14 protein-coding genes are annotated in these 18,056 nt (G+C 68.7%); 5 read left to right on the forward strand and 9 right to left on the reverse strand.

Annotated features, from left to right (window positions below; genetic code table 11):
- Positions 1-46 precede the first annotated feature (46 nt).
- The 4 genes from V7778_RS11800 to V7778_RS11815 form a co-directional block, all read right to left on the reverse strand.
- A complete protein-coding gene (locus tag V7778_RS11800) occupies positions 47-286 on the reverse strand; it encodes a hypothetical protein (protein ID WP_335555400.1) in 240 nt (79 codons plus the stop codon).
- 151 nt (positions 287-437) lie between these two features.
- Positions 438-668, reverse strand: a complete 231-nt coding sequence (locus tag V7778_RS11805; RefSeq protein WP_335555402.1) for a hypothetical protein — start codon at positions 666-668, stop codon at positions 438-440.
- A gap of 47 nt (positions 669-715) precedes the next feature.
- Positions 716-3,094: a GspE/PulE family protein gene (locus tag V7778_RS11810; RefSeq protein WP_335555403.1), complete on the reverse strand. Its 2,379-nt coding sequence runs from the start codon at positions 3,092-3,094 to the stop codon at positions 716-718.
- Positions 3,091-4,002: an MBL fold metallo-hydrolase gene (locus V7778_RS11815; RefSeq protein WP_335555405.1), complete on the reverse strand. Its 912-nt coding sequence runs from the start codon at positions 4,000-4,002 to the stop codon at positions 3,091-3,093. The genes V7778_RS11810 and V7778_RS11815 overlap by 4 nt, the downstream gene beginning before the upstream one ends.
- 180 nt (positions 4,003-4,182) lie before the next feature.
- On the opposite strand from V7778_RS11815, the gene V7778_RS11820 reads away from it, so the two are divergent.
- The 5 genes from V7778_RS11820 (at position 4,183) to V7778_RS11840 (ending at position 14,589) form a co-directional block, all read left to right on the forward strand.
- On the forward strand, positions 4,183-5,802 hold the full coding sequence (locus V7778_RS11820) for a GAF and HD-GYP domain-containing protein (RefSeq protein ID WP_335555407.1): 1,620 nt from the start codon (positions 4,183-4,185) through the stop codon (positions 5,800-5,802).
- A gap of 15 nt (positions 5,803-5,817) precedes the next feature.
- Positions 5,818-8,094, forward strand: coding sequence for a CHASE2 domain-containing protein (locus V7778_RS11825; RefSeq protein WP_335555408.1), 2,277 nt, complete (start codon positions 5,818-5,820; stop codon positions 8,092-8,094).
- 210 nt (positions 8,095-8,304) lie between these two features.
- A complete protein-coding gene (locus tag V7778_RS11830; protein ID WP_335555410.1) occupies positions 8,305-9,933 on the forward strand; it encodes a ShlB/FhaC/HecB family hemolysin secretion/activation protein in 1,629 nt (542 codons plus the stop codon).
- Between the two features lie 11 nt (positions 9,934-9,944).
- Positions 9,945-13,730, forward strand: a complete 3,786-nt coding sequence (locus tag V7778_RS11835; protein ID WP_335555412.1) for a two-partner secretion domain-containing protein — start codon at positions 9,945-9,947, stop codon at positions 13,728-13,730.
- On the forward strand, positions 13,696-14,589 hold the full coding sequence (locus V7778_RS11840; protein ID WP_335555413.1) for a FecR family protein: 894 nt from the start codon (positions 13,696-13,698) through the stop codon (positions 14,587-14,589). The genes V7778_RS11835 and V7778_RS11840 overlap by 35 nt, the downstream gene beginning before the upstream one ends.
- A gap of 57 nt (positions 14,590-14,646) precedes the next feature.
- On the opposite strand, the gene V7778_RS11845 is transcribed toward V7778_RS11840, so the two are convergent.
- The 5 genes from V7778_RS11845 to V7778_RS11865 form a co-directional block, all read right to left on the reverse strand.
- A complete protein-coding gene (locus tag V7778_RS11845) occupies positions 14,647-15,915 on the reverse strand; it encodes an RNA polymerase sigma factor (RefSeq protein WP_335555415.1) in 1,269 nt (422 codons plus the stop codon).
- Positions 15,915-16,343: a VOC family protein gene (locus V7778_RS11850; RefSeq protein ID WP_335555417.1), complete on the reverse strand. Its 429-nt coding sequence runs from the start codon at positions 16,341-16,343 to the stop codon at positions 15,915-15,917. Before V7778_RS11850 ends, V7778_RS11845 begins: the two co-directional genes overlap by 1 nt.
- Positions 16,343-16,735, reverse strand: a complete 393-nt coding sequence (locus tag V7778_RS11855) for a YciI family protein (RefSeq protein ID WP_335555419.1) — start codon at positions 16,733-16,735, stop codon at positions 16,343-16,345. The genes V7778_RS11850 and V7778_RS11855 overlap by 1 nt, the downstream gene beginning before the upstream one ends.
- A gap of 94 nt (positions 16,736-16,829) precedes the next feature.
- Positions 16,830-17,186, reverse strand: a complete 357-nt coding sequence (locus V7778_RS11860) for a YciI family protein (RefSeq protein ID WP_335555421.1) — start codon at positions 17,184-17,186, stop codon at positions 16,830-16,832.
- 35 nt (positions 17,187-17,221) lie between these two features.
- Positions 17,222-17,992: a hypothetical protein gene (locus V7778_RS11865; protein ID WP_335555423.1), complete on the reverse strand. Its 771-nt coding sequence runs from the start codon at positions 17,990-17,992 to the stop codon at positions 17,222-17,224.
- Positions 17,993-18,056: the final 64 nt, after the last annotated feature.

Genomic DNA, 18,056 nt, shown 5'->3' on the forward strand with positions numbered 1-18,056 from the left:
CCGTGGACGCCTTGCGTCCACGGCCCTTCAAGCATGCGGATGCGGATTACATCCGCGCGTTCGGATCGAGCACGGATCCGCTCTGGCGCACCATGTTCTCCAGGTCTTCGCCGCTGGTGACCTTGGTGCGGTCGGTGCGCTTCGGATCCTTTTTCGAGAACAGGGTGCCGGTCGGGACGTAGCGGTCGTCGTAGGCGACTTTCTCGCCGGGCTTGGATTCGGTGGGGGTGGCGGCGCAGCCGGCGAGCAGCGCGCCTGCGCAGACGACCATCAAAGCGATCTTCATGGTGGTGAACTCCGGTTAAATGTATGTATGTTGCGCGCATCATCGTCGATTGATGCGGGCAATGCATGCCATTCTAATATGGAGCCAAGGCCTTCGATGTCACCAATTGTCGTCATGTGGACGGGCGTCCGGCAGGGCCGCGCCCCGGCGGCTACATCTTGCCGCCGGCGCTGTCGCCGCTCTGGCGCAGCAGGTTTTCCAGGTCTTCGCCGCTGGTCACCTTGGTGCGGTCGCTGCGCTTCGGGTCCTTCTTGGTGAACAGGGTGCCGGTCGGGACGTAGCGCTCTTCCTGCGCCACATTCTTCTGTCCGGGCTGGGATGGGGTGGCGGCGCAGCCGGCCAGCATCGCGCTCGCGCAAACGAGCAGCATGGTGATTTTCATCGAATAGGGTCTCCGCTTATGTGTCGGTATGCTGCGCGCATCGTCCGCTATCGGATGCACACGGCGCGTACCATTTTAATATCGGTCAAACCGGAAAGTACCTTCTCGATGCCATCCATTTTCAAGGTCAACATGCCGTCTTCGAGCGCCGCCGACAGCAGGGCTGCCACGCGCGCGTGTTCGACGATCAGGCGCTTGAGGGCGTCGGTGCCCAGCATCAGCTCGTGCAGGCCCACGCGGCCCCGGTAGCCCTTGGTGCAGGCATCGCAGCCGGCCGCGCGGTAGAGGGTGAAGCGGCCGTCGGCGTCGGCATGGCGGGCGCGCCAGCCGGCCAGCACGCCGGCGCGCGCGCCTTCCGGGTCCTTGAGGAAACCTGTCGTATTTGACAGGTCCTCGCAGTACTCGGAGAGCAAATCGCCGATCTCGTCCTCTCCCGGATGGTAGGGCTGGCGGCAGGCCGTGCACAGTCGCCGCGCCAGGCGCTGGGCCAGCACGCCGAGCAGGGCGTCGGCGAAGTTGAAGGGGTCCATGCCCATGTCCATCAGGCGCACGATCGATTCCGGCGCGCTGTTGGTATGCAGGGTGGCCAGCACCAGGTGGCCGGTGAGCGAGGCCTCGATCGCGGTGCCGACCGTCTCGCGGTCGCGCATCTCGCCGACCATGATCACGTCCGGGTCGGCGCGCAGGAAGGCGCGCATCACGGTGGCGAAGTCCAGGCCCGCCTTGCGGTTCACCTGCACCTGGCGCAGGCCCTTCTGGGTGATCTCGACCGGGTCTTCGGCGGTCCAGATCTTGGTCTCGGGCGTGTTCAGGTGGGCCAGGATCGAGTGCAGGGTGGTGGTCTTGCCCGAACCCGTCGGGCCGCACACGAAGAACAGGCCGTAGGGCTTCTCGATCGCCGGGCGCAGGCGCGCCAGGTTGGCGGGCAGGACGCCCAGCTGCTCGAGCGGGATCGGTTCGCCCGCCTGCAGGATGCGCATCACCACGTCCTCGACCCCGCCGCTGGACGGGATGGTGGCCACGCGCAGCTCGATGTCGAGCGGGCCGTACTTGCGGAACTTGATCTTGCCGTCCTGCGGCTTGCGGCGCTCGGAGATATCGAGGTCGCACATGATCTTCACGCGCGCCACCAGGGCGTTGCGGTAGCTCGACGGGATCTCGATGTAGGGCACCAGCACGCCGTCCTTGCGGAAGCGGATGCCGGTCTTGCCCTTGCCGGGCTGGGGTTCGATATGGATGTCCGACACACCCTGGCGGTAGGCGTCCACGATCACCTTGTTGAGCAGCTTGACCAGCTCGTTCTCGACCGCTTCCGACACTTCCGCAGGGCCTTCGCCGTCCGCGTCTTCCTCCAGGCCCGAGAGCAGCTCGCCCACCGATTCGCCGCTGCTCGGGCCGGCGCCGAAGAACTGGTCGGCGGTCTGGCGGAATTCAGCCCGGGTGGTGACCCGCCAGCTGATTTTGGCCTTGGGGAAGAGCTGCGACACGATGCGCGAGGCGCCGGTGCGCTCGGGGTCGAGCGCCAGCACGACCAGGCCGTCGGGGCCGTCTTCCAGCGGCAGCCAGCCGTTCTGCTCGACATACTGGGGCTTGATGTTGCGCAGCAGCTCGACCGGCTTGATCCGGTCGGCGCGGAAGGGCTCGTAGGGCACGCCATAAAAGCCCGCCAGCGCCGCGCCCATGGCGGGGCGGCGCACGCGCAGCTGTTCGGTCAGCACATCCTCGATGTCGAGGTCGCGGTCGCGCGCGTTGCGGCTGGCCTGCTCCAGTTCGGCGGCGGACAGGACCGCTTCCTGCACCAGGATGTCGTACTTGCCGCGGAGTAGCTGCGGCTTGATGCGCTTGTCGAGCGCCACCGCCAGGGTTTCGCACAGGCGGCGCACGCCGTCCAGGTAGAGCGCGGGGAAGGGCCCGCCGCCGCGGTGGTTGATGAACTGGATCACGCCCAGCAGCTCGCCGCCGCTCGTCACCAGGGGCGCGGCCAGCATCTCGCGCGTGCGGTAGCCGGTGCGCTGGTCGACCCCGCGCTGGAAGTGCAGCTCGGGCGACAGGCGGCGCAGCTCCTCCTCGTCGTAGACGTCGGCGATCGCCACCGTCTGGCGCGACAGCGCGGCGAAGCCGGCCACCGAGCTGGCGCCGATCGGCAGGCGCAGGTCGCGGAAGGACGTCAGGCCGGTCTTGACCTTGGAGACGATGGTCTCCTTGTCGGGCGCCACCGCGTACAGGGTGAAGCGGTCGCAGTGGAACAGGTCGCAGAAGTCCATGCCCAGGTCGAGCATGATCTCGTCCAGGTTGGCGGTGGCGTGGATCTTGGTGGTGATGCTCTGCAGTTTGGCCAGGAAGGCGAGGCGCTGTTCGGCCTCGCCAGCGCCGGCGCGGCGCTCGATTGCGGGATAAGTGCCGGGAGTGCCGCCGTCTTGGTTCATCTCAGCTCGACTTCGAGTCCTTCGTAGGCCAGGTAAATCCGCAGCTCGCCCAGGCGGCCGTCGCGGGCACCGTGACGGGCCAGCACGTCGGCGAACGCGGCTTCCAGCTCGTCGTCGCTGCGGGTGGGTTCGTGATGGGTGCAGTATAGCGCGCGTGCGCCGACCCGCAGCGCCATCTCGAACGCGGCGTCGAAGGTGCCGTGGCCCCAGCCCAGCTTGGACGGGTATTCCTCGCGCGTGTAGGAGCAGTCGACGATCAGGGCGTCGACGCCGCGCATGGCGGCGTCGATCTGGCGCTGGCGCTCGGCCAGGTGCTCCTCGTAGCCCGCATGCTCGGCGCTGCCCGGGGCATGCGGGTTGTGCCAGGGTTCGTGGTCGCCCGTGAAGAACACCGATTTGCCGGAGCACTCGATGCGGTAGCCGAGGTTGGTGATCGGGTGGTTCATCAGGACGTTCGACACGCGCGCGTCGCCCACCTCGATGGCCTGGCCGATCTCGAGGGTGCGGTATTCGATGGTGGCGTCCATCTGGGTTTCGCTCACCGGGAAGTAGCTGTTCTGCAGCTGCACGCCCATCACGTGCTCGATGCCCTTGCCGGTGACCGGGTCGTAGGCGCCGTGCAGGCGCACCCGGCTGCCCTTGATGAACAGGGGCGTGAAGAAGGGCAGGCCGTGGATGTGGTCCCAGTGGCTGTGCGTGATGAAGATGTTGGCCTGGATGCCGCCGGCCTGCGGCAATTGGGTGAGCAGGTGCTGGGCCAGCGGGAACAGGCCTGTGCCGCCATCCAGGACGATCAGGGTCCCGTCATCGGTGCGCACCTCGATGCAGGTGGTGTTGCCGCCATAGCGCGCGGTGCGCGGACCCGGAGACGGGATCGACCCCCGCACTCCCCAGAAGCGGAATTTCATCAGGACTCCCCAGCCGAAAACGAGTAATTATTGTTGTAGAAACAGGCTCGATGATAGCGGGTTTGTGTTCCCATGGCTCCAAAAATTGCAGATTCTCACCGGAAACTGTGGTCAGCCAGCCGTAACAAAGCTACACTCACACCGAATTACCTCTTTGCAATTCAAATTGCCTGCTTGACCATGGAAGAGCTGAACCCGTCCCAGATCGCGCAACGCCTGCACCAGCTGACCGAGCTCAGCGTCGCGCTGGGCGACAACCGCGACACCGCCGCGCTGCTCGACCGCATCGTGCGCGTGGCCAAGCAGATGACCGACGCCGACGGCGGCACCCTGTACCGTCCGAGCGAGGACGGCGCACACCTGTGCTTCCATATCTCGATCAACGACACCCTCGGCATCTACCAGGGCGGCGTCAGCGGCAGGGCGATCGACATCCAGCCGGTGCCGCTCTATGACAACTACGGCAACAAGAACCTGGCCTCGGTCGCGGCCTATGCGGCCAACTTCAACCAGTCGGTCAACATCGAGGACGTGTACAAGGCGGACGTCTTCAACTTTTCCGGCATGCGCGCCTTCGACGCCGCCTTCGGCTACCACTCGCGCTCCTTCCTGACGGTGCCGATGACCGACCACGAGGGCGACCTGGTGGGCGTGCTCCAGCTGATTAACGCCAAGGACCCTGAAACCGGCGCCATCCGCGCCTTTACCCAGACCGACCAGCGCTTCATCGAGGCCCTGGCGGCCCAGGCGGCGGTGGCGCTGACCAACCAGCAGCTGGTCAAGCAGCTGGAAGGCCTGCTCGAAGCCCTGGTCAACCTGATCAACATCGGCATCGACGAAAAATCGCCCTATACCGGCCGCCACTGCCAGTTCGTGCCCGAGCTGACCATGATGCTGGCCGACGCCGCGCACGCCTCCAGCGAGGGCCCGCTGGCGAGCTTCAGCATGGACGAAGGCGACCGTCGCGAACTGTGGCTGGCCGGGCTGCTGCACGACTGCGGCAAGATCACGACCCCGGTGCACGTGGTGGACAAGGCGACCAAGCTGCAGACCATCTTCGACCGCATCCACATGATCGACACGCGCTTCGAGGTGCTGCTGCGCGACAGCGAGATCCGCGCCCTGCGCGCCCAGCTCGCGCCGGGCGCCGACCGCGCCGCCATCGAGGACCGCCTGCAGTCGGAGCAGGCGCGCATCAAGGCCGACCGCGAGTTCCTGCGCCGCGCCAACATCGGCGGCGAGGGCATGTCGCCGGAAGACCAGGAACGCGTGCGCCTGATCGCGCGTACCCGCTGGACCGGCCCAAGCGGCCAGGAAGAGGATTTCCTCAGCGCCGAAGAAGTGCTGAACCTGACCGTGCGCTTCGGCACCCTGACCGAGGAAGAGCGCAAGATCATCAACAACCACATCGTGGTGACGATCCGCATGCTGGAATCGCTGCCCTGGCCGAAGCACCTCAAGAACGTGCCGGAATACGCGGGCGGCCACCACGAGCGCATGGACGGCAAGGGTTATCCGCGCGGTCTCACGCGCGAGCAGATGTCGGTCCAGGCGCGCATCATGGCCATCGCCGACATCTTCGAGGCCCTCACCGCGCGCGACCGCCCCTACAAGAAGGGCAAGACCCTGTCGGAGTCGCTGCACATCCTGGGCAAGTTCGCGCTCAACGGCCACATCGACCCGGACCTGTTCGACGTCTTCGTGCGCCAGAAGGTCTACATGGCATTCGCGCGCAAGAACCTGGACCCGTCCCAAATCGACGAGGTCGACGAGGCGGCGATTCCCGGCTACCGGCCGTAATCGCGGGAGCCTGGCATGGGACGCATCCGGCAGGCCCTGGCACGGGTCACCGCGCGCTACGGAGCGCGCTGGGCGCTCGGTTTGCTGCTCACCGTGCTGGCGCTGCTCTACCCGCTGGACTTCTGGACCAGCCACACGATCGTGCGCCAGGACACGATCATCGCCGACTTGCGCATGCGCCTCGAGCCCTTCGAGCTCGACCCCTCCATCGTCATCGTCGACATCGACAGCAGGAGCCTGGCCGAGGTCGGGCGCTTCCCCTGGCCGCGCGACGTGCTGGCCAGGCTGACGCGCCAGCTGACCGTCCACTACGAGGCGGGCGCGGTCGGTTTCGACGTCTCGTTCCCGGAACCGGACCTGAGTTCCGGCTATGCGGTGCTGGAGCGCCTGGCCCAGCGCGAACTGAAGGACGTACCCGGCCTGAAGCGCGAACTCGGGCAGCTCAAGGACCAGCTCGACTACGACGGCCAGTTCGCCCAGGCGCTGCAGGGCCAGCCCGTGGTGCTCGGCTTTAACCTGGCGCCGGACCAGAAGAAGGGTGTGTTGCCCGAACCCGCCTTCAGCACCGACTACCTGAACGGACGCACGGTGCTGGCCTATGCCGCCGACGGCTACGAGGCGAATATCGCACGCCTGCAGGAGGCGGCGGCAGGCGCGGGTGTCTTCACGACCGAGCCCGGCCCGGACGGCCTGGTGCGCAGCTCGCCGCTGATGTTTCGCATCGGCGACGGCTTCTATCCGGCCCTGTCGGTCGCCACGGCCGCCGCCTTTGTCGACGCCACGGCCGTCAAGCCGCGCTTCGTGGAGACGGTCGATACGCTGTCCGCGCTGGACCGCGAGGGCGATACCGTCGAATTCATCGACATGTATTTCGACAAGCGGGCCACCGGGTTTCCGGTCGGCCAGGGGATGACGGTGACCGTGCAATACCGGGGCAGCGGCGGCCCGGAGGGCGGCGCCTTCCGCTACGTCTCGGCCGCCGACGTCCTGGCCGGCACCGTGCCGAAGCAGGTGCTGGAAGGCGCGATCGTCCTGGTCGGCACCACCGCGCCGGGCCTGCAGGACTTGCGCGCCACGCCCGTGAATCCGGTCTTCCCCGGTGTCGAGGTGCACGCCAACCTGATCAAGTCGATGCTGGACGGACGCTTCAAGACCCGGCCCTGGTGGGCGCAAGCCGTGGAAGCGGTCCAGATCGGGATCGTGGGGGTGGTTCTGACCGTGGTGCTGGCGCTGCTGTCGCCGGCCTGGTCGGTGCTGGCGGCCGGCGCCGTGTTCGCCGCCTGCGCCTGGTTCAACTACTACGCCTATGCCGAGCACGACGTGGCGCTCAACGTCTTCGTCTGCCTGCTGCTGGTCGGCGCGCTGTTCGTGCTGAACCTGGCCTGGGGCTACTTCTTCGAGTTCCGCAAGGGCAGGGCGCTGGTCTCGCGCTTCGGCGAATACGTGGCGCCCGAGCTGGTGGCGAAAATGGCCGAGGACCCGGCCGCCTACAACATGGACGGCGAAAGCCGCGAGCTCACCGTGATGTTCGTCGACGTGCGCGGCTTCACCACGATCTCGGAAGGCCTGAGCCCGAAGGAGCTGCGCGAGTACATCAACCTGTATCTCACCGCGATGTCCGAGGACATCCGCTCGGCCCACCAGGGCACGCTCGACAAATACATCGGCGACGCCGTGATGGCCTTCTGGGGCGCGCCGGTGCATTTCCCCGACCATGCCAGTCGCGCGGTGGCGACCGCGCTCCTGATGCAGGCCAGCGCCGAGCGCCTGAACCGCGATTTCCTGCAGCGCGGCTGGCCGGAACTCCGGATCGGCATCGGCCTGAACACGGGCCTGATGCACGTCGGCGACATGGGTTCGGCGATCCGCCGCGCCTACACGGTGATGGGCGACGCGGTGAACCTGGGCTCGCGTCTGGAAGGCATCACCAAGGTCTATGGCGTCGGTATCGCCGTGGGCGAGGCGACCCGCCTGGCGGCGCCCGAATTCGCCTGGCGCGAACTGGACCTGGTGCGGGTCAAGGGCAAGAACGAACCCGTCGCCATCTTCGAGCCGCTGGGCAAGGCCAGCGACGTCGCGCCTGCGGCGCTGGAAGAGCTGGCCGCCTGGGAAGCCGCGCTGGAACTGGTGCGCAACCAGCAGTGGGATGCGGCGCAGTCGGCGCTCGAGGTGCTGCGGGCGGCCCATCCGGACCGCACCCTGTACGCGCTCTACCTCGACCGCATCGCCCACTACCGCCGCTATCCGCCCGGAGCGGACTGGGATGGCGTTACCACCTTCGACACAAAATAACGCAGGTCCCGCGCGAAGTTGCATCAAACCAACAATTTAGGGGGCAACAGCCCCCCTCCTGGTGGGGGAAGTTTCTTTTCCTACCCTATTTTTTCTCTGCTGCAAGTTAAAGCTGGTTACACTCATACCGCATGCACGCGCCCGGCGCACCCTCGGCGTGCGCTCCAGCAGAACAGCACCCGATAAGAACGACAATTCATAGAGTCAAACATGAAACAACGCTTTGCACGCCTGCTCGCAGGCTCCGTGCTTGCCGTCGCCGTCAGCGCCGCGTGGGCGCAGGAAGCCGCAGCCCCCGCAGCCCCCGCAGCCCCCTCGGCCGCCGATGAGGTCGTCCGCTTCGAGATCAGCCGCTTCGACGTGGCCGGCAACAGCCTGCTGGACCCGAAGGAGGTCGAGCGCACCGTGGCGCCCTACGCGGGCGCGAACCGCGACTTCGGCGACGTGCAGCGCGCCCTGGAAGCGCTCGAGGCGCTGTACCACGCGCGCGGCTACAACGTGGTGACCGTGCAGTTGCCGGAACAGGAACTGAACGGCGGCGTGGTGCGCCTGAACGTGGTGCAGACCCGGATCGGCAGCGTCAAGGTCGCCGGCAACCGCTACCACAGCGAGGAAAACATCCGCCGCAGCTTGCCGGCCCTGGTGGCGGGCCAGACCCCGAACCTGAAGCAGGTGTCGGCCAACCTCAAGCTGGCCAACGAGAACCCGTCCAAGAAGATCAAGCTGAGCCTGGGCAGCGGCGCGGTCGACGACAGCGTCGACGCCAGCATCGAGGTGCAGGACGAACAGCCCTGGAGCGTGATGCTCAACCTCGACAACACCGGCAGCGAGGAAACCGGCAAGACCCACGCCGGCGTGGTGCTCCAGCATGCGAACCTGGGGGGCCGCGACCATGTCGGCAGCCTGCAGTACACCACCACGGTGGAGAAGCCCGACCAGGTCGCCGTCTGGGGCCTGGGCTACCACATCCCCCTGTATGCACAGGGCGCGGCGCTGGACTTCTACGCCAGCTACTCCGACGTCGATTCCGGCATCGTCAGCGCCGGCCTGTTCGACCTGGCCGTGAGCGGCCGCGGCGCCGTCTACGGCGCGCGCTATACCCGGATCCTGCCCAAGCGCCTGCTCGCCGGACGCGACTTCGAAGCGCGCCTGCTGCTGGGCGCGGACCTCAAGGCCTACAAGAACAGCGTGCTGTTCGCGCAGGAGAACTTCGGCAACGACGTCACCGTGCGTCCCCTGAGCATCGGCTACACCGGCCGGGTGGCGCTCGATGGCGGCGAGGCGAACTTCGCACTGACCTTGCTGCGCAACCTGCCGGGCGGCTCGCGCGGCGGCAAGGACGACTTCCAGCGCGCCCGCATCAAGGCCAAGGCGGGCTACACGGCGCTGCGCGTCTCGGGCGCCTGGAGCCGGGCCCTGGGCGAAAGCGACTGGCAGGCGCGCCTGCTCGCCAATGGCCAGGTGAGCGGCGACGCCCTGGTGCCGGGCGAGCAGTTCGGCGCCGGCGGCGCGACTTCGGTGCGCGGCTTCGAGGAGCGCGCACTGTCGGCGGATTCGGGCCTGGGCGCCAACCTGGAGCTGTACACGCCGAACTGGTGCGGCCGCGCCGGCTGGCAATGCCGCGCGCTCGCCTTCTATGACACCGCCTACGGCAAGCGCAAGCATGCGCTGCCGGGCGAACTGGCCAGCACCACCATCGCCGGCGCCGGCCTGGGCCTGCGCTTCGCGGCGGGCAGCGCGGCTTCGCTGCAGGTCGACTACGGACATGTCGTGAAAGAGGGCGCCTTGATGCGCGCGGGCGGCGGCAAGCTGCACGTGCGCATCGGCCTGGCCTACTAAAGGAACACCAGATGAACAATCCACTCTTCAAGGTCCGCGCTCCGGCGCTCCGCCAGGCGGCCGCATTCTTGTCCGCCTTCCTGGCCGTGGGGGCTTGCCTGAACGCGGCCCAGGCCGCGCCGGCGCTGCCGCAGGTCGTCGCCGGCCAGGCCAGCTTTGCGCAGCAGGGCAACGTGTTCTCGATCACGAACACGCCGGGCGCGATCATCAACTGGCGGAGTTTCTCGGTCAATCCGGGCGAGATCACGCGCTTTGTCCAGCAAAGCAGCGACAGCGCTGTGCTCAACCGCATCGTGGGCCAGGACCCTTCGCGTATCCTGGGCGCGCTGCAATCGAACGGCAAGGTCTTCCTGATCAACCCGAACGGCATCCTGTTCGGCCGCGACGCGCGCGTCGACGTCAACGGCCTGGTGGCGTCGACCCTGAACCTGAGCGACGCCGATTTCCTGGCCGGCAAGCGCCGTTTCACGGCGGGGGCCAAGGCAGGCGCGGTGCGCAACGAGGGCGCCGTCACGACCCCCAGCGGCGGCCAGGTGTTCCTGGTCGCGCCGCAGGTCGAGAACAGCGGCGTGATCAGCGCACCCAACGGCGACGTGGTGCTGGCCGCAGGCCGCAGCGTGGAGCTGGTCGATTCCAGCAATCCGGACTTGCATGTGGTGGTGTCGGCGCCCGCGGACCAGGCCATCAACCTTGGCCAGGTGGTGTCGGACAGCGGCCGCATCGGCATCTACGGCGCCCTGGTCAACCAGCGCGGTACCGTCAATGCCGACAGCGCCGTGGTCGGCGCCGGCGGCAAGATCGTTCTCAAAGCGAGCCGCGACACGGTGCTCGAAAGCGGCAGCGTCACCAGCGCCAAAGGCGAGGGCAAGGGCGGCGAGATCCACCTGCTGGGCGATCGCGTCGGCCTGGCCGGCAATGCGGCGGTCGACGCCAGCGGCCGCCTCGGCGGCGGCACGGTGCTGGCCGGTGGCGACTACCAGGGCAAGAACGCCCTGGTGGCCAACGCGCGCCAGACCTGGTTCGGCAAGGACGCCAGCATCCGTGCCGACGCCACCCGGCAGGGCGACGGCGGCAAGGTCGTGTTGTGGGCCGACGGCGCCACCGCGGCCTATGGCAGCATCTCGGCGCGCGGCGCCGGTACTGGGGCCCAGGCGGGCAAGGGCGGCCTGGTGGAAACCTCGGGCCACGACCTGGACGTGACGGGCATCCGCGTCGATGCCGGCGCCAGCCATGGCCGCAAGGGCACCTGGCTGCTCGACCCCTACGATATCGTGGTCGCGGCCGACGGCAACGCCAGCGCGGCCGACGTCGCGCTGTTCGGCATGGGTTCGAGCAGCGGCGAGACCCGGGTCTCGGCCACGACCCTGCTGGCGACGAATGCCGACATCGTGCTCCAGGCCCAGCACGACCTGACCTTCGCGCAGAGCCTGAACACACCCTACAGCCTGCGCGCGGAGGCGGGCAACAGCATCTTCGTCAACGCGCCGCTGCAGGCCGGCGGCGATCTCGACTTCCGCGCGGCCAACAGCTTCACCTTGGGCGCCGGCGCCACGCTCGCCAGCGCCAACAACATCGATTTCAAGGCCGAGCGCATGACTTTCGACGGCGGTGTCGGCGGTGTGGGCAACGGGCTGCCGGTCATCAGCTTCAGCACCTACAACGACACTACCCCGATCAACGTGCGCGGCACGGCGGCCGGCAGCGTCCTGACCCTCGACCCGGCCAAGCTGAACGCGATGGGCGCCTACTCGATCAACATCGGCAACAGCGCCCACACGGGCACCGTCAACATCGACAATGCACTGAGCGTGCATGGCCACCTGGCGATCGATACCCAGGGCGTCATCAACATCAACGCCCCGGTCACGCTGAGCGGGAGCGGCAAGCAGTTCGTCGCCAACCTGCATCCGAAGCTGGGCGGCGGCGCCGTCATGGTGCACAGCGGCGCGACGATCGACGCCGCCGGCGGCATCCAGCTGAGCGGAAATTCCGTGACCGTGGACGGTATCCTCCTGTCGGGCGCGGTCAAGCTCGCGGCCGGACAGAGCCTGGTCGTGAACGGCACCCTGGACGTGGGCGGCATGGCCGAGTTGAGCGCGCAGGGAACCATCAACGGGCCAGGCGCGATCAAGGCGCAAAGCCTGAAGATCGAGGCCGAATCGGTCTACCTGTCCGGCGCCAACGAGGTCGGCACCCTGGCCGGCTACGCCGCCGGCACCCTGTTCCACTTCAACTGGATCGACAGCCTGCGCGTCGGCGCCGTCGGCGGCCTGACCGGCCTGAATGCCGGCGTCGAACTCAACCTGAGCGGTGGCGCGCTGGCTGTCGACAGCTTGGCATCGGGCACCGCGGTGGTGATCGACGCCGACTCCATCGGCGGCGCGGGGGGCATCAAGGGGAACTTCGTGTCGCTGACCTCGCGCGGCGGCATCGGCGCCGACAACCTCCCTCTGCGGACCAGCACCGGCATCCTGTCGGCCATCAACACGGCGGCCGGCAGTGCGCCGATCAAGATCGTCAACGACCGCGCACTGATCCTGAAGGACGTAGTGCAGGCCGGCAGCGGCAACGACGGCGCGATCTCGATCGAGAGCACCGGCGGCCTGACCGTGGCGCGCACCGAGTCCTTCGGCCAGGGTGTGAAGACCGGCAGCGGCAACATCAGCCTGGTCACCCACAGCCCGCTGACCATCGAAGGCAGCGTGACTTCGACGAGCGGCAACATCCGCCTGTTCGCCGACAACGGCGGCGCGGTCACGATCCGCAACACGGCCAGCGTCAACACCAGCGGCAACCTGAGCCTCGAAGGCGGCAGCGCCTCGATCGCGCCCGGCAGTGTCCTGGTGCCGGCGGAGCGCCTGCAGGTGACCACCACCGCGGCCGAGCCGGAGCCGGAGCCGGAGCCGGAGCCGCAACCCGATCCGGATCCCGTGCCCGATCCCGATCCCATCCCCGATCCGGAGCCCGAGCCGCTCCCGCCGCCCCCGTTGTCCGCCTGCCTGGCCAATCCGGCGCTGGCCGGCTGCGGCCCGGTGCTCGAAGCCGCGCTGCAGTCCTGCGTCGCCGACCCGCTCGGTGCGAACTGCTCGGCCATCCTGCCGTCGCTGGCGCAGTGCCGCGCCAATCCCAAGCTGCCGGGTTGCGAGCCGGTGATCGCGCGCGCCACCTTCGAGGCCTGCCTGGTCAATCCGACCGGTCCGAACTGCGCGATCGTGCTGCCCTCGCTCGAGGTCTGCAGGCTGACGCCGGGACGCGAGGGCTGCGCCCAGACCTTGCAGGTGACCTTCAATTCCTGCCTGATCGATCCGAGCGACACCGACTGCGTGGGCATCTTGCCCGGTCTGTCGGAATGCGTGGCCAAGCCGGGCGCTCCGGGCTGCGAGGTGGTCCTGCCGACCCTGGCGCAATGCATCGGCAGCCCGTCGCTGCAAGGCTGCGAAGTGCGCCTGCCGGGTGTGGCGCAGTGTCTGGCCTCGCCGTCCACGGCGGGTTGCGAAGCGGTGCTGCCGGTGGCCGCGCTGTGCACGCGCGACCCGTCCCATCCGTCCTGCTTCGTCCCGGTCAACGGCGGGACAGGCGGGTCGCCGACGGCGCCGGTCGTCAACGCCCAGCGCGTGGTGCTCGACCTGATCGACCGCCAGGCCCGCACCGAGCCGGGCAAGGCGGCGCCAGGGGCGACGGGCGGCACGGCCCAGCCGGAACAGACTGACAAGGGCGACAAGCCGGCCGGACCTGCGTCCGCGGAGAACACTGGAGTGAAGAATGAAAAACCTGCGACAAAAATGTATTGCAACTAAGTGTATTGCAACCAAGGCCGTCCTGTTCGCCGTGCTGCTCGGCGTCGGCGGCGCGGCCTGGGCGGCGCAGGTGGCCGGCATGATCACGCGCCTGAGCGGCCCGCTGCTGGCCAAGAAGGCGGATGGCAGCGTCAAGGTGCTGGCCCTGCGTTCGGAGATCGAGAGCGGCGACACCCTGGTGTCCGAGAAGAACACCTATGCCCAGATCAAGTTCGTCGACAACAGCGAGATCACGCTGCGTCCCGGCACCACCTTCAAGGTGGAGGATTTTTCCTTCGACCAGAACAAGCCGGAAGACGACAAGGCCAGCTACAGCCTGGTGAAGGGCGGCCTGCGTTCGATCACGGGCCTGATGGGCAAGCGGAACAAGGAAAAGTTCTCCCTCAAGACCCCGGCGGCGACCATCGGCATCCGCGGCACCACCTTCGTGGCGCAGTACGTGCCGCCGCCACCGGCGAACGGCATGCGGGTGGTCGACGGCATCGGGTCGCTCGAGGCGCAGGAGTCCGGGAAACTGCCGTCCAGCCAGGGAAAGCTCGTTCGCGGCCCCGACGGCCCGGCGAGTCCGGCGTCGCAGCTGAAGGCGCCGGCCGGCGCGCCGGCGCCCGCCGCGCTGCCCCCCGGCCTGCACCTGCAGGTGACCGACGGCGCCATCATCGTCACCAACAATGGCGGCGCGCTGGGCTTCCAGGCCGGCCAGTTCGGCTATGTGCCCAACGTGAGCCAGCCGCCGGTGATCGTGCCCTCGAATCCGGGTATCCAGTTCGTGCCGCCGCCGTCCTTCGACGCCGGCAGCGGCGGCCCCACGGCCGGCAACGGACCGGGGCAGGACCAGGCGCCCGACTGCATCGTGCGCTGAGCCCCGCCCGCCGTGTTCACAGCCCCGCGCGCCATCCGGCCTGCGGGGCTGTTTCATTCAGGGATGCATGGCCGCGGCGCGGGCCAGCAGCAGCTCGCGCTCGCGCGCATTGGCGGTGAGGGCGGCGGCGCGCTCGAATTCGCGCCTGGCCTCGGCCTCGCGTCCGAGCCTGGCCAGCAGGTCGGCGCGTACGCTCGGCAGCCAGTGGTAGCCATCCAGCTTGCCTCCGGCCGCCAGCGCATCGGCCAGGGCCAGGCCGGCGGCCGGGCCCTCGGCCATGCCGACCGCCACCGCGCGGTTGAGCTCGACCACGGGGGAGGGCTGGCGCGCCGCCAGTTCCGCGTACAGGGCCGCGATGCGGCGCCAGTCGGTCTGTTCCGGCCGGTGGGCGCGCGCATGGCAGGCGGCCAGTTCGGCCTGCAGCACGTAGGGCCCGCGCGGCAGGCCCAGTTGCGCGGCGCGCTCCAGCGCGGCCAGGCCGCGCCGGATCAGGACCCCGTCCCAGCGCGCGCGGTCCTGGTCGAGCAGCAGCACCGGCCGCCCGGCGGCGTCCAGGCGGGCGTGCATGCGCGAAGCCTGCAGCTCCATCAGGGCCACCAGCCCGTGCACCTCGGGTTCGCCGGGCGCCAGCTCGGCCAGGATGCGGCCCAGGCGCAGGGCTTCCTCGATCAGCTGCGGGCGCATCCAGTCCTCGCCGGCAGTGGCCGCGTAGCCTTCGTTGAAGACCAGGTAGACCGCTTCCAGCACCGTGCCGAGGCGCTCGTCGAGCTGCTCCGGCGGCGGCAGCTCGAACGCCACCCGCGCCTCGCCGAGAGTGCGCTTGGCGCGCACGATGCGCTGGGCCATGGTGGCCTCGGGCACCAGGAAGGCGCGCGCGATCTCCTGGGTCGACAGGCCGCCCAGCAGCTTGAGGGTGAGGGCCACCCGCGCATCGGGCGGCAGCACGGGGTGGCAGGCAGTGAACATCAGGCGCAGCATGTCGTCCTGGAACACGTCGCGCCGCTTGTCGTCCAGGCTGTCGGAGAAGTCGGGCTCCACGAGCGCCTCCCGGGCCTCGAGGTCGAGGCCGATCTGTTCGAGTTTCTGCTGGAGCGAGCGGTCGCGCCGCAGGCGATCGAGGGCGTTGTTGCGCGCCGCGGTCAGCAGCCAGGCGCCGGGGCGCTCGGGAATGCCGTCGCGCGGCCAGTGCTCGAGCGCCGCGACCAGGGCGTCCTGGGCCAGTTCCTCGGCCAGCCCGACGTCGCGCACGACGCGCGCCACCCCGGCCACGATGCGGGCCGACTCGATGCGCCAGACCGCCGCGATGGCCTGCTCGACCGCTTCCATCAGGCCTGCGCCGGCGGCGTCGATGCCACCGCAGGGGGCATCGACTCCATGAACGCGAGCTCCCAGATATGGCCGTCCGGGTCCTCGAAGCCGTGCTGGTACATGAAGCCGTGGTCGCGGGCTTCAAGCGGGACGCTGCCCCCGGCTGCGCGCGCCTTGGCCACCATCTCGTCGACCGCGGCGCGGCTGTCGCGCGACAGGCAGACCAGCACTTCGGTACTGTCCCTGGCGCTGGAGATCGGCTTGCGGGTGAAGCCCTGGAAGAAGGGTTCGGCCAGCAGCATGATGTAGGCATCCGGATTGACGATCATGCAGGCCGCGTTCTGGTCGCTGAACTGCGGGTTGAATGCGAAGCCGAGGGCGCCGAAGAAGGCCTTGCTGCGTTCGAGGTCCTTGACCGGGAGGTTCACGTAGATCTGGGTGTTCATCACTGCTCCTTGTGCATGTCGGTGTGGAAGGGAAGGTCGTCCATCTCGTACAGCGGGCGTACCTCGATCTCGGCGCTGGCGCCTTCGCCCTGCGGGTTGGGGAAGCGGCGCGCCCATTCGAGCGCTTCTTCGCGCGAACGGACCTGGATCAGGGTGTAGCCGGCGATCAGCTCCTTGGTCTCGGCGAAGGGGCCGTCGATCACGCTGCGGCGTCCCGCCCCGTAGCGGATGCGCCAGCCCTGGCTGCTCGGCTTGAGGCCGTTCGCGTCGAGCAGGACGCCGGCGCGGGCCAGCTCCTGGTGGTACTCGCCCATCGCGGCGAACAGCGCCGCCTCGGGCATGACGCCCGCCTCGGTCGCGCTTGTCGCCTTGACGATGATCATGAAACGCATGTCGTTCTCCTTGGTTGGAAAGCGGCGCATGCCGGCTTTCAATCCCTACGACGAACGGCGGCGCGGCGTTTCGACATCGCCTCGATAATTTTTTTCAGGGTGCGAAGCAGGGCGCCAGGGCGCGCACCTCGACCGTGGCCCATTCGGCGGCCGGGCAGCGCTCGGCCAGGGCCACCGCTTCCTCGCGCGTGTCCACGTCCAGCAGGTAGAACCCGCCCACCATTTCCTTGGCTTCGGCGAAGGGACCGTCGACGATGCGCGCGCGGCCGCCGGCGGTGCTGACGCGCACCGCGTGATCGAGCGAGGAGAGCGACTCTGCGCCCAGCAGCAGGCCGCGCTCCTTCAGCTCGTCGCCCCAGCGCAGCATGCGCTCGTAGACGGCGCGTCCCTCGGCGTCGCTGCGCGTGGCGCGCTGGCCGACGGGTTCATGGATCAGCAGCATGTGGGGCATCCCGGTCTCCTCGTGGTGTTGTGAATCCGGCTATTTTAAGCCGGCTTGGCGGAGCGGGCTACGGCGGCGCGCAAGCCCAGCTGGACCGCCAGCGCACAGGCGGTCGCCGCGATGAAACTGGACGCCAGCGGCTGGGCGCGCAGCAGCAGGGCCAGCACCAGGCAGAACACGGCGAAGGCGTAGTAGCCGCGCACCATGCCGCGCAGCAGGTCGACCGCGAAGCCGGCGCCCGAACTGCGGTGCGAGAAGCCGACCAGCACGGTGCTCATGACGGGGAACATGGCGAACATGCCGCTCAGGCGCGGGCCCATCTGGGCGGCGGCGGCCGTCACGGCCAGGGTCAGGACGGCGCCGGCGGCCATGCGCCATGGCAGGTCGCGCGCCGGGATGCCCTGGCTGTCCTTGCGCTGCGTGATATGCCCGATCAGGCGCGGGGCGGCCAGCAGTGCGGCCAGCACCGCCGCGAAACCGGCCCACAGCGGCAGCTCCAGGCTGCGCAGCAGGGCGACCGTTGCCGCCCAGGCGAGCAGGGCGGCGGTCATTGCCGCGAGTACGCCCTTGTGTCGCGCCACGCGGGCGTAGGCGATGCTGAAGACCAGGATGGCGAGCACGGCGAGCAGGGTGTTGGCGGCGGCGGTGGCGGCGAAGTCGCTGCCCTGTTCGAGGGCGATGGCCAGCAGGATGGGACCGGAGACGATGGGGAAGGCGGAGAGCCAGCCGGCGACGGCGGGGCCCCAGCGGCGGCCGGCCAGGGTGACGGCGGCGATGAGGGAGGGGACGAGCAGGAGCTTGAGTATGAAGGGCATGCGCTGTTACTACGGTAAGGAGAAGTGAAAGGTGTTCGAAGAAACTTGGGTCCCCGCCTGCGCG

The organism is Massilia sp. DD77 (assembly GCF_036961685.1).
Lineage (GTDB): Bacteria > Pseudomonadota > Gammaproteobacteria > Burkholderiales > Burkholderiaceae_D > Telluria.